Below are 10562 nucleotides of genomic sequence, written 5' to 3' on the forward strand. Positions count from 1 at the left end.
CATGGGTGCTGGCGGTATGGGTGGCGGCGCGGCCGGCGGCGGTATGGCCGGCGGCGGAGCCCGAGGACGCGGCGGACAGGGCGAGGACGACGGCGAGCACAAGCGCGCCGACTACCTCCTCGAAACCGACGACGTCTTCGGCGACGGCCGCCTGGTCGCACCCCCCGTGCTCGGCGACCAACCACCCACCGGACGGTGACCGTGGCACCACGCGGACGCATCACGCTGCCGGCGATCGCCGTCGACGTGATCCAGACCAAGCTCCGGGTCACCCTCCCCGCCGCCATCAAAACCATCGGCTTCGGCTCCACCGAGGACGAACGCCGAATGCTGCACCACCGCGCATGGCAGGAGTTGGAGGCCCGGGGCCTGGTCCAGCACGGTGACCTCGACCCGTTCCTGGAGGACGCCTTCCAGATCCTCGCCCGGCCCGCCGTCGCGGTCTGGGCACTGCTCCAGACCGACCGGGAGAACGGCATCGACGCGGTGATCGCGGCCAGTGGTGACTTCGCGGTACTAGCCATGCAGTCCGGCCCCGAGGACGCGCCACGCGAGGAGAAGGAACTGGTGCTGGAAGCGGTGCGACCCACCGGCCTGGCGCACGTGGCCGCGAGCCTCCTCCCCGAGCACCGCCCGGGCAAGGGCCAGTCGGTCAGCTGCCCTTCGGACCTGATCGAGAAGGCGACGGCGAACGCGGCTCCGGGCCCTGGGGGGCTGCGCGCCTCCCTGACCTCCCACGGGATACGTCCCGGGGAGGCGGAGTTCATCGCCGAGGTGCTGACCAGCGAACGCCTGCGGTACGGGGAGTTCAGCGCGCGTTCCTTCAACCGGCTGGCCGGTAAGACCACTCGATCGGCCTACCGGGTCGACGTGTTGGACACCGCCATCGGTCGGTACCTGTTGCAGCACAAGCCCGACGGTCAGGGACGGCCCTGGTTCGCCATGGCTCCCACCGACCGGACCCGGATGGCGGGCCGGATCCAGGAACTGATCACCTCGGTGACCACCTGAGGGAACCGGCGGACCGGACGAGGGGGCCGGGTGTCCAGTACGGACACCCGCCCCTCGTCTGGTTCCCGGCCGGAATCCCGAGCGCCGATGGCCTCCCGCCCACGGGCAGGCCGCGTCCGCTCCACCCCCGTGGCCGGGCAGCACCGCCCCGCACGGTGAGGCGGGCTTCGCGGAGTTCGCCGGGCCCGGGGCTGTATCTTGCGAGGGCGCACCCGCACCTCGCGTGTCGCGGGCCGCGGTGGTGGTCGGCGGGACGACCCTGACGGCGGCCGGTGCGTTGCCACCCGTACCGGAAAGATGCACCGCGTGGGCTGTCCAGGAGGCAGCGATGTACTTCACCGACCGTGGTATCGAGGAACTCGAGGACCGCAGGGGCGACGAGGAGATCTCCTTCGGCTACCTCGCCGACCGGTTGCGTGCTTTCGTCGACGAGAACCCGCAGTTCGAGGATGCCGTGGAGCGGCTGGCGACCTACCTGGCGCGCGACGACGGCGACGCGGACGCGGACTGAGCCGCCCGGGGCGCGGGAGGCACGGACGCCGTCCCGTTCGCCCGCGCGGGCGCGGGCGGCCTCATGCTCCCTTCGACGAAACGCGGCGTCCCTTCCGCCACACGGCCCAGGTCAGGGGAACACCGGGCCGGTAGGCGAGGTGCGTGACCGACGGCGCGTCCAGGACGTGCAGGTCCGCCCTCGCCCCTGGCCGCAGGACGCCCACGGCCCCCGGCCCTGCCTCCCTGCGCAGTGCCCTGGCGCCGCCCCAGGTGGCCGCGCGCACGGCCTCCGCCACCGACATGCCGAGTTGCAGCACGGCGGTGGCCACGCAGAACGCCATGGAGGACGTGTAGGACGACCCCGGGTTGCAGTTGGAGGCCAGGGCGACGGTCGCCCCGGCGTCCAGGAGGCGCCGAGCGGGAGCGGGTGGTTGGCGGGTGGACAGGTCGCACGCCGGCAACAGGGTGGCCACCGTGTCGGAGCTGGCGAGGGCGTCCACGTCGGCGGCGGTGAGGTGGGTGCAGTGGTCGACACTGGCGGCTCCCACCTCCACGGCGAGCGCCACTCCTGGCCCGGGGCCCAGTTGGTTGCCGTGGACCCGCAGGCCGAGGCCGCGCGCGGCGGCGGCGGCGAGCACCCGCCGGGACTGGTCGACATCGAACGCGCCGGTCTCGCAGAAGACGTCGGCCCAGCGGACGTGCGGTGCGACGGCTTCGAGCATCGGGCCGGTGACGAGGTCGAGGTAGGTTTCGGCTTCGGTGCCGGGTGGGACGAGGTGCGCACCGAGGAAGGTGACGTCGTCGGCCTGTTCGGCGGCGATCCTGGCGGCCCGTTCCTCGTCGGCGGTGGTGAGCCCGTAGCCGGTCTTGGTCTCCACGCAGGTGGTGCCCTGGCTGGCGGCCTCGGCGAGGTGGCGGCGGAGCGTGTCCCGCAGGCTGTCGTCACTGGCCGAGCGGGTGGCGGCGACGGTGGTCGCGATTCCCCCCGCGCGGTAGGGCGCCCCGGCCATTCGCGCCTCGAACTCGTCGGTCCGGTCTCCGGCGAAGACGAGGTGGGTGTGGCTGTCCACCCAGCCGGGCAGGACGGCGCGTCCGTCCACGTCCACGCGGAGGTCGGCGGCGGGTGCGGCGGCCGCTGGCCCGACCCAGGCGACGCGGTCCGAGTCGAGGACCACCGCCGACGACGAGGGGCGGCCCAGTTCCGGGTCGTTGGTGGTCAGTTCGCCGATTCCGGTGATCAGCGTCGCGCTCACGGCGTCTCGTCCCTTCCGAACGGTGGCCCGTTCCGTCCTGGCCGGCCCCGCACGGGGTGGGGGCCGCGTACCGACCGGCTCACCCCCACAGCTGGCGGACGACCTCCCTCATTTCGGCGCTGACCTCGGGTACGCGCAGGTGGATGCCGGAGGAGACCACCTGTTCGCCGTCGATGACGACGTCGACGACGTCGGACGCGGTGGCGGCGTGGATGGCCGCCGAGGGGTCGACTCCTGCCAGTCGCACGCTGTCGAGGTCCAGGGTGACGATGTCGGCACGGGCTCCGGTGTCGAGCCATCCCGCGTCGGGCCAACCCAGGGCGGCGTGCCCGGCGGACGTCGCGGCACTCCACAGTTCCTGGGGTGTGAAGTGGCCGCGCGTCTCCGTTCTCAGTCGTTCGTGGAGTTCCATGGCCCTGGCTTCGGCGAACAGGTCGATCGCGGAGTGCCCGTCGCTGCCGAGGGCGGGGGTTCCGCAGGCGTCGGCGAGGGCCCTGCCCAGGCCGATACCGTCCGCCAGGTCCTGTTCGGTGGTGGGGCACAGGCAGACCGACGCGCCGGAGGCGCCCAGTTCGGTGATGTCGGGCACGCTGAGGTGGGTGGCGTGCACCAGTGTGGTGCCGGGGCCGAGGGCGCCGTGGCGGTGCAGGAGCTCCGTCGGGGTGCAGCCGTGGGCTGCCTGGCACATGTCGTTCTCGGCGCGTTGCTCGGACAGGTGAACGTGCAGCGGGGCCCGGTGGCTGGTGGCCCAGTCGGCGACGACGCCGATGCCGGAGGCCGGGACCGCGCGGACCGAGTGGATGGCGGCGCCGATCCGGACGCCGGGGGCGGTGGCTTCGGGACGTCCGGCGAGGTCGGCGGCGCGCACCGCCCACCCGTGGGCGTCGTTGTCACCGAACCGCAGCTGGACGCCGTCCAACGGTGTGTCGATCCCGCCGGTGAGGTAGCAGGTGTCGAGGAGGGTGATGCGCGGTCCCGCCTCCCGGGCGGCGTCGACCACGGCGAGCCCCATGGCGTTCTGGTCGTCGTACCGGATGCCGCCGATGTCGTGGTGCAGGTAGTGGAACTCGCCGACCGAGGTGATCCCCGCCAGCGCCATCTCGGCGTAGACGAGGCGGGCGAGGCGGCGGTAGCTGTCGGGGTCCAACCGTTCCGCCAGCGAGTACATCTGGCGGCGCCAGGTCCAGAACGTTCCGCCCTGGAAGTGGGTGCGTCCTCGGAGGGCGCGGTGGAAGGCGTGCGAGTGCGTGTTGGCCAGGCCCGGCACGGCGAGTCCGGTGAGCCGGTTGGCGTCGGGGGGTGCGGCGACGCCGGGGACGACCCTGGTGAGGCGGCCGCCGTCCTCCTCGAACACGACCCCCCACTCCACTCTGGGCAGTTCGCTGCCGACCAGGGCGTAGGGGGCCCACCAGCGCCTCACCACGGGGTCCTTCCCGTGGTGCTCGTCAGGTGGCCGAGGACGGTGGCCAGCGCCCGGACGCCCGCCTCGCAGTCAGCGGGTTCGGCGTGTTCCGCCGGTGCGTGGCTGATTCCGGTGGGGTTGCGGACGAACAGCATCGCGGTGGGCACCTCGGCGGCGAGGATCCCGGCGTCGTGCCCGGCTCCGGTCGGCAGCGCGGGAACGTCACCGAGGACGGCGGACAGCGTGCCGCGGAGTCCCTCGTCGAAGGTGACGGGCCCGCCGTAGGACTCCTCGACGACCAGCAGCTCGCAGCCCTCGTCGGCGGCCGCGTCCTTGGCCGCGGCGGTGACCTGCTCGACGACGGCCCTGGTGGCCGCGTCGTCGGCCGCCCTGGCGTCCAGCCAGAGGTCGGCGCTGGAGGAGATGACGTTGGTTCCGCCGGGGTTCGGGCTGAGCCTTCCGACGGTGGCGCGGGCGCCGGGGACGGACTCGCCGATGCGGCGGGCGGCCAGCACTGTCCGCGCGGCGGGGACCACGGGGTCGCGCCGGTCGGACATCGGCGTCGCTCCCGCGTGGTTGCCCTCGCCGAAGAACGTGAGCCGCCACCGGCCGTGGGCCAGGATCGAGGTCGCGAGTCCGACCGGGGCGTCGAGTTCGACCAGGCCCCGTCCCTGTTCGACGTGGAGTTCGACGAAGCATCCGATGTGGCGCAGTGCCTCGCCGTCACGACCGATGCGTTGCGGGTCGAGGCCCGCGCCGCTCATCGCCTCGGCGAGGGTCATGCCGTTGCCGTCCATGAGCCTGGCGGCGTCCTTGGGGACGATGCCGCCGGTGAGCAGCCGGGACCCGAGGCAGGGCACCCCGAACCGCCCGCCCTCCTCCTCGGCGAACACGACGACCGCCAGCGGGCGGCGGGGGACGTGGTCGCGGGCGCGCAGCAGGTCGACCGCCGCCAGCGCCGAGGCCACGCCGAGCGGGCCGTCGAACGCGCCGCCGCCGGGGACCGAGTCGAGGTGGCTCCCCGTGACGACGGCGTTCGGTCCGGGTGGTCCCCACCACGCCCAGAGGTTGCCGTTGCGGTCGGCCCGCACGTCCAGGCCACGGCGGTCGGCCTGTTCGCTGAACCACTCGCGCAGTTCCATCTCCGCGTAGTCGAAGCCGTGGCGGGAGAAGCCGCCCCGCCTGCGGTCCATTCCCACTCGTTCGATCCCGGCCAGCAGGCCGGTAGCACCTTCCGCCATGGCTCGCTCCCTCCCATGCCGTCCTCTCGAACGGTACGGTCGACGACGGGCAAGATCCAGCCGTCGTTTTCCGTCCCTGCGCCGTGTCCACCGGTTGGTGCGTCCGGCGGTCGACCGGGCTGTCAGGCGCGCGGGACGGGCACGCGCAGCGACGCCTGGTCGGCGACCTCGACGGCCCGCGCGTAGCCGGCGTCGGCGTGCCGGAGCACGCCGGTGGCCGGATCGTTGGTCAGCACCCGTTCCAGCTTGCGACCGGCGAGCTCCGTGCCGTCGGCGACGGTGACCTGGCCCGCGTGCAGGGACCGTCCCATGCCCACGCCGCCTCCGTGGTGGAGGGAGACCCAGGTCGCGCCCGAGGCGGTGTTGACCAGGGCGTTGAGCAGCGGCCAGTCGGCGATGGCGTCGGAGCCGTCCGCCATTCCCTCGGTCTCCCGGTAGGGGGAAGCCACCGAGCCGGTGTCGAGGTGGTCGCGGCCGAGGACGAGGGGGGCGCTGACCTCGCCGGTGGCGACGAGCTCGTTGAACAGGGCGCCGGCCTCGGCTCGTTCCCCCTGGCCCAGCCAGCAGATCCTGGCCGGCAGGCCCTGGAAGGCGACGCGTTCGCCCGCGAGCCGGATCCAGCGGGCCAGGGGTTCGTTGTCGGGGAAAAGGTCCAGGACGGCCCGGTCGGTGCGGACGATGTCGGCGGGGTCTCCGGAGAGCGCGGCCCAGCGGAACGGACCACGGCCCTCGCAGAAGAGGGGGCGGATGTAGGCGGGGACGAATCCCGGGAAGTCGAAGGCTCGTTCGTACCCGCCGAGCCGCGCCTCCCCCCGGAGGGAGTTGCCGTAGTCGAAGACCTCCGCTCCGGCGTCGAGGAAGCCGACCATGGCCGCGACGTGCTCGGCCATCGACTCCCTGGCCCGGTCGGTGAACTCGTCGGGTTTCGTCCTGGCGTAGTCGGTCCACTCCTCCAGGGCCACTCCGGCGGGCAGGTAGGCGAGCGGGTCGTGGGCGGAGGTCTGGTCGGTGACGATGTCGACCTCCACGCCGCGGCGCAGCAGTTCGGGCAGCACCTCGGCGGCGTTGCCCACCAGGCCGACCGAGAGGGGGCGGCGTTCGCGGCGGGCGGCGGTCACCCGGTCGACGGCGTCGTCGAGGTCGTCGGCCACCTCGTCGAGGTAGCGGGTGCCGACGCGGCGGCGGGCCCGGGCCGGGTCGACTTCCACGACGAGGGCGACGCCGCCGTTCATCGTGACGGCCAACGGTTGCGCGCCGCCCATGCCGCCCAGCCCGGCCGTGAGGGTCAGGGTTCCCGCGAGGCTGCCGCCGAAGCGTTTGGCGGCGACGGCGGCGAAGGTCTCGTAGGTGCCCTGGAGGATGCCCTGGGTGCCGATGTAGATCCAGGACCCGGCGGTCATCTGCCCGTACATCGTCAGGCCGAGGTGTTCCAGTCGGCGGAACTCGGGCCAGGTCGCCCAGTCCCCGACGAGGTTGGAGTTGGCGATCAACACCCGGGGCGCCCATTCGTGGGTGCGGAGGACGCCGACGGGTTTGCCGGACTGGACGAGCAGCGTCTCGTCCAGGTCGAGGTGCGTCAGCTCCCGGGTGATCGCGTCGAAGCTGGCCCAGTCGCGGGCGGCCCGCCCGGTACCGCCGTAGACGACGAGGTCCTCAGGGCGTTCGGCGACCTCGGGGTCGAGGTTGTTGTGCAGCATGCGCAGCGGGGCCTCGGTGCTCCAGCTCCTGGCGGTCAGGCTGGTGCCTCGGGCGGCGCGTACCGCGCGTGGTCCTGGGTTCACGGTGACCTCCGCGATGTCGGGGCGGCGGGAGTGCGCCGCCGTGCGCTGTGCGGTTCGCTGGTGCCGGGGCTCGACACGGTCGTGCCCCGTCGGGCTCGGCGTGGTGGTGGCGGGGGTGGGTCCCCGCCCTGGGCGGTCTCCGGTCAGCGGGGGCGGGGGTCCGCCGCCGGGGGGTGGTCGTGGTCGGTGGCCGGTCCGCTCGGCAGGTGTCCGGCGACCACGGTGAGCACCGCCCCGCTCCGCACCAGTTCCTCGGCGGCGTGGATCTCCGGCGCGAGGTGCCGGTCGGGTCCGGGCGGGGGTACGGTCCCGCGGAGCAGGTCGCGGACCGCGCCGGTGGCCGCTGCCGGCCGGAGCGGAGCCCGGAGATCCAGGGCGCGCGCTGAGGTGACCAGCTCCACGGCGAGCACCGAGGTCAGTCCGTCGACGGCTCGTCGGAGCTTGCGCGCCGCGGACCAGCCGAGGGAGACGTGGTCCTCCTGCATGGCCGAGCTGGGGATGGAGTCGACCGACGCGGGAGTGGCGAGCCGTTTGAGCTCGGAGACGATGGCGGCCTGGGTGTACTGGGCGATCATGTGGCCGGAGTCCACGCCGGCGTCGACGGCGAGGAACGGTGGTAGGCCGTGGGAGCGGTGCACGTCGAGCATCCGGTCGGTGCGCCGTTCGGCCATGCTGGCGACGTCGGCGAGGGGGATGGCCAGGAAGTCCAGGACGTAGGCCAGGGGCGCGCCGTGGAAGTTCCCGTTGGACTCGACCCGTCCGTCGGGCAGGACGACGGGGTTGTCGATGACGGCGGCGAGTTCCCGTTCGGCGACGGAGGAGGCGTGGTCGAGCGTGTCCCGCGCGGCGCCGTGGACCTGTGGTGCGCACCGGAGCGAGTAGGCGTCCTGCACCAGGGGGCAATCCGGTCCCCGGTGGCTGGCCATGATCTCGGACCCGGCGAGCAGCGCGGTCATCCTGGCCGCCGACACCGCCTGCCCGGGGTGGGGTCGCAGCCGCTGGAGGTCGTCGGCGAACACGCGGTCGGTGCCCAGGAGGGCTTCGACGGTCATCGCGGCGGTGACGTCCGCGACGTCGAGCAGGCGGCGCAGGTCGGCGAGGGCGAGCAGCAGCATGCCCAGCATGCCGTCGGTGCCGTTGGTCAGGGCGAGCCCTTCCTTCTCCGCCAGTTCGACGGGGCGGAGCCCGGCGGCGGGGAGGGCTTCGGCCGCGGGGCGGCGCCGCCCTTCCCCGTCGATGACCTCCCCTTCTCCCATCAGCGCCAACGCGACGGCGGCGAGCGGGGCGAGGTCCCCGGAACATCCCAGTGACCCGTACTCGTGCACGACGGGGGTGAGGCCGGCGTTGAGCATCCCGACCAACGCGTCGACGGTCTCGGGCCGGACCCCGCTCCTCCCGGCCGCCAGGGTCCGCAGGCGCAGCGCCATCATGGCGCGGACCACCTCGCTCTCCACGGCCGGCCCCGTGCCGGCGGCGTGGGAGCGGACGAGCGACCGTTGCAGGTCGGCGCGTCGTTCGGCCGGGATGTGGCGGGTCGCGAGAGCCCCGAAGCCGGTGGAGACGCCGTAGACGGCGCGGGGTTCGGCGGCGAGGCCCCGGACGCGTTCCCTGGACTCGACGACGAGGTCTCTCGCTTCGGGGGTGAGGCGCACCGGCGCGTTGGCGCGGGCCACGGCGAGGACCTCGGCGGCGGTCAGGGGGCCGGGGCCGACCGCGATCGCGTGGACTGGCATGTGTCCATCACAACGCGGGGCGGGCGGGTCGCCAAGCGGACACCAGCCGGGAGGTGTCTGGTATCCCAGACTCGGGCTGGGGTGGTGGGTGGTCCGGTTTCACCTCGGTCCGGGGGCGGCTGGCTGACGGGGGGTGGCGGGGTGCCCGCCCCGCTGCGACCAGGACGGGAGGGGCGGATGGGAGACAGCAGCGACGTTCCGGCGTTGCGACGGGGACTCGCCCTGCTGCGGGCCCTGGGGAGCAGGCCGTCGCCGGTGTCGGCCGCTCACCTCGCCAGGGAGGTCGGCCTGCCCCGCTCCTCGACCTACCACCTGTTGGGCGAGCTCGTGGCCGCGGGTTTCGTGGTGCACTACCCGGAGGAGCACCGGTACGGGCTGGGGTGGGCGGCGGCGGACCTCGGGTCCGCCCACTCGGCGTCGCGCAGTCTGGAACGGCTCGGCCGTCCGTTGTTGACCAGGTTGGCGGCGACCACGGGGCACCCGGCGCAGCTCGTCGTCCCGCACGGCGCGGAAGTCGTCTACCTGGTCAAGGCCCAGCCGCCGACACCACAGACCCTGGTGACCAGGGCGGAGGTGCGGTTGCCCGCCACGTTGCCGGCGTCCGGCCGGGCGATCCTGGGTGGACTGCCGCCTGCGCAGGTTCGCGCGCTGTTCCCCCGGACCGCCAGTTTCGTGCGCCGCACCGGGAGGGGGCCGCGGTCCCTGCCCGAGCTCCGCGCGTTGCTGGCCAGGCAGCTCCGGCGGGGGTGGGCGGTGGAGGACGGCTGTGTCACGGAGTCCTGGGCGTCGGTGGCGGCGCCGGTGTTCGACCACGGTGGCCGGGCGGTGGCCGCGGTGAGCCTCACGTTCCGGCACGTCTGCGAGGGGGCCGACGAGTGCGGGCGGGAGTGGCCGGACCTCGCCGTCCCGGTCACCCGCACCGCCGAGGAGCTGACCGCGCGGATCGGCGGTGGTGGGCGTCGTCGAGCTCGTCCCGGGCCGTGACGGCGGGGCTCGCGTTCGACGATCGCGTCGCACGGGCAGGCCCGGGCCCGCCCTCGGGTGTCCCCCGCTGGGCACCCCACCTTGCCGCGCGGGGCGATCTGGCGGACGGGTGGCCGCCTGCTGGCGGGGAGCCGGAGCGAACGGTGACCGATGCCACTCGATCAGGCAGGTCAATGATCCACGCTTTCGTGCATTGGTTCGTCACCAGAACACGGTGGGTCGGGTATCGCGGGGGTTCCGCCCCCGACCTGGGGCGAGGAACCACCCCAGAACCTCACTCCAAAGAGTGAAAAGCTGACGGGCGATCTACCAGCGAGAACACGCGGTATGCCCTGGTCGGACGACCGGCGCTGGCGGTGCCCCGGTCTTGCCTGATCCTCCGCCGCCCGCGATGCTCCTCGCCGACACGCTCCGCTCGTTCGGCACAGCGGCGGAGAGGTCACCACGTCGTCGGCGAGGACGACCGCCGGACACCCCACCCGGGGACCGCGACTCCCAGGACGGGCGCGCGCCCGCCGACCAGCGGCAGCCGGACATCCCGTGGCCGCCTCCGACGACGCCACACCCTCACGCACCCCGACGACCGCCGACATCCAGCGACGGTGTGACGGGGTCGCCTCGGCACCGAGCCCCTCCGGCGGGACACCGGAACCGGCGGCCGGGAG

The 10562-nt window shown here is 73.7% G+C and carries 9 protein-coding genes; 4 read left to right on the plus strand and 5 right to left on the minus strand.

Annotated features, from left to right (window positions below; genetic code table 11):
* The 3 genes from ACTIDRAF_RS0225865 to ACTIDRAF_RS0225875 all read left to right on the plus strand — a co-directional run.
* A partial coding sequence (locus tag ACTIDRAF_RS0225865; protein WP_157163292.1) for a hypothetical protein occupies window positions 1-199 on the plus strand: 199 nt, incomplete at its 5' end.
* A complete protein-coding gene (locus ACTIDRAF_RS0225870) occupies window positions 196-1011 on the plus strand; it encodes an ESX secretion-associated protein EspG (protein ID WP_016701537.1) in 816 nt (271 codons plus the stop codon). The genes ACTIDRAF_RS0225865 and ACTIDRAF_RS0225870, both read left to right, overlap by 4 nt.
* A 328-nt stretch (window positions 1012-1339) precedes the next feature.
* The gene (locus tag ACTIDRAF_RS0225875) at window positions 1340-1522 is read left to right on the plus strand and encodes a DUF6104 family protein (RefSeq protein WP_016701538.1); all 183 of its coding nucleotides are present in this window, start codon (window positions 1340-1342) and stop codon (window positions 1520-1522) included.
* Between the two features lie 61 nt (window positions 1523-1583).
* On the opposite strand, the gene hutI is transcribed toward ACTIDRAF_RS0225875, so the two are convergent.
* The 5 genes from hutI to hutH form a co-directional block, all read right to left on the minus strand.
* The gene (gene hutI / locus ACTIDRAF_RS0225880) at window positions 1584-2756 is read right to left on the minus strand and encodes an imidazolonepropionase (RefSeq protein ID WP_016701539.1); all 1173 of its coding nucleotides are present in this window, start codon (window positions 2754-2756) and stop codon (window positions 1584-1586) included.
* 79 nt (window positions 2757-2835) lie between these two features.
* A complete protein-coding gene (locus ACTIDRAF_RS0225885) occupies window positions 2836-4176 on the minus strand; it encodes a formimidoylglutamate deiminase (RefSeq protein WP_016701540.1) in 1341 nt (446 codons plus the stop codon).
* Entirely contained in the window at window positions 4173-5399 is a 1227-nt protein-coding gene (locus ACTIDRAF_RS0225890) for an allantoate amidohydrolase (RefSeq protein WP_039789867.1), read from the minus strand. Before ACTIDRAF_RS0225890 ends, ACTIDRAF_RS0225885 begins: the two co-directional genes overlap by 4 nt.
* Window positions 5400-5521: 122 nt before the next feature.
* Window positions 5522-7180 (minus strand): urocanate hydratase, encoded by a 1659-nt coding sequence (gene hutU, locus ACTIDRAF_RS0225895; protein WP_026066506.1) that lies wholly within the window; start codon window positions 7178-7180, stop codon window positions 5522-5524.
* A gap of 143 nt (window positions 7181-7323) precedes the next feature.
* Window positions 7324-8913, minus strand: coding sequence for a histidine ammonia-lyase (hutH, locus tag ACTIDRAF_RS0225900; RefSeq protein ID WP_016701543.1), 1590 nt, complete (start codon window positions 8911-8913; stop codon window positions 7324-7326).
* A gap of 177 nt (window positions 8914-9090) precedes the next feature.
* Between hutH and ACTIDRAF_RS0225905 the strand changes: the two genes are divergently transcribed.
* On the plus strand, window positions 9091-9897 hold the full coding sequence (locus ACTIDRAF_RS0225905; RefSeq protein WP_016701544.1) for an IclR family transcriptional regulator: 807 nt from the start codon (window positions 9091-9093) through the stop codon (window positions 9895-9897).
* The last annotated feature ends 665 nt before the right edge of the window (window positions 9898-10562 follow it).

Source organism: Actinoalloteichus spitiensis RMV-1378 (assembly GCF_000239155.1).
GTDB classification, from domain to species: Bacteria; Actinomycetota; Actinomycetes; order Mycobacteriales; family Pseudonocardiaceae; genus Actinoalloteichus_B; species Actinoalloteichus_B spitiensis.

What these genes read in the sequence shown, in the direction of transcription:
- ACTIDRAF_RS0225875 (WP_016701538.1), top strand. Translation starts at nt 1,340, where the DNA reads ATGTACTTCACCGACCGTGGTATCGAGGAACTCGAGGACCGCAGGGGC.
- ACTIDRAF_RS0225890 (WP_039789867.1), bottom strand. Translation starts at nt 5,399, where the DNA reads ATGGCGGAAGGTGCTACCGGCCTGCTGGCCGGGATCGAACGAGTGGGA.
- hutH (WP_016701543.1), bottom strand. Translation starts at nt 8,913, where the DNA reads ATGCCAGTCCACGCGATCGCGGTCGGCCCCGGCCCCCTGACCGCCGCC.
- ACTIDRAF_RS0225905 (WP_016701544.1), top strand. Translation starts at nt 9,091, where the DNA reads ATGGGAGACAGCAGCGACGTTCCGGCGTTGCGACGGGGACTCGCCCTG.